Below are 1,089 nucleotides of genomic sequence, written 5' to 3'. Positions count from 1 at the left end.
GTGCCGTGATTGTCATTAAATACGATTTGCAACACATTGTCAACACCAAAATAACACATATTGATATATTCAAAGGGAATCAGTATTAAACAGTACAGTCAATAAAAAACAAACGATAAAATCTGATGTTAATATCATATTTAAAGAAAATTGCTTTATTCGGAATAATAAATATCTTTTTCACTGGTTACGTAAGTAGCCAAAATTTAGAATATAAGCATTTGTGCTTAGATGGTGAAATTCCTGTTTTGCGTAATATAATAGATCCGTCTTCTGTTATTAAATGTATCTCAGAGGCGGAAGCGGAGGCGAGTTATGATAAGTCACTTCTACCTGAATGGGCTAGGAAATATAAGCTAGCAGCTATCCCCGAAGAAGATTATAATAAGATGTTAAAACGTCGTTTTAATAAAAATAAGATAATAGAGTGGTTTGTCATAGGATTGGTAATAATCGCTATAATGTCACTCCCAATTAATATACTCTGGCGTTTTAGATTCAAAATTCCTGCATGTTTATTTGCAATGGTAACTGCCTTGGCTGTTATTGCAATACCCTTTATCTTTGGTTCGTAATATCTCTTTTTAACCCTATTGTTTTGAAAAGTACTTTTGAAGTGCATTAAGAGCGACACGCAACGAACTTACAAGATGTGGTAGCATTTGGTCTTCTATAACAAGATACTGTATTGCTGCGTAGAGATTATACTGTCTATAAAGGCATTGTGCTTCTTTTAGTGCCTCTTGCACGGCTTGATAGTGATGAGTTGCTTTTTCAACCCATTGTTCAAAACTGTTTGGATCTGAGTTCGTAGACACATCATCATAAACAGCGCTTGGCAAGCCTTTTGCACAAAGATAGTTGTTTCTTATCTGTAGATATTGTTGCGCGGCGTCGTATTGCTCTTGAGTAAGCACGCCTTGCAAACAAAGCCGCCCGATATAGGTACCAGCAAGTGGATTTTTTGCCTCTTGTAGCGTTAAACCAAAGCGCTTAGCACGGATTGTTAGTGCCAATTGGTCAACAGCTTCACGTGGTGTTTTTGCTCTTGAGATGCGTCCATTTGGCTCTCTTAACTGCCCTATAATC

General features: G+C 36.7%; 2 protein-coding genes. One reads left to right on the top strand and one right to left on the bottom strand.

Annotation, left to right across the window (positions count from 1 at the left end):
* Positions 1-125 precede the first annotated feature (125 nt).
* Entirely contained in the window at positions 126-575 is a 450-nt protein-coding gene (locus AC0QT4_RS09220; RefSeq protein ID WP_473201367.1) for a hypothetical protein, read from the top strand.
* 15 nt (positions 576-590) lie between these two features.
* Here the strand turns inward: AC0QT4_RS09220 and AC0QT4_RS09215 are convergent, their stop codons facing one another.
* A complete protein-coding gene (locus AC0QT4_RS09215) occupies positions 591-1,088 on the bottom strand; it encodes a hypothetical protein (protein ID WP_473201366.1) in 498 nt (165 codons plus the stop codon).
* Between the last annotated feature and the right edge of the window lies 1 nt (position 1,089).

Source organism: Bartonella sp. EBT8, assembly GCF_055796165.1.
This window is presented reverse-complemented; position numbering and strand designations above follow the sequence as displayed.

What these genes read in the sequence shown, in the direction of transcription:
- AC0QT4_RS09220 (WP_473201367.1), top strand. Translation starts at nt 126, where the DNA reads ATGTTAATATCATATTTAAAGAAAATTGCTTTATTCGGAATAATAAAT.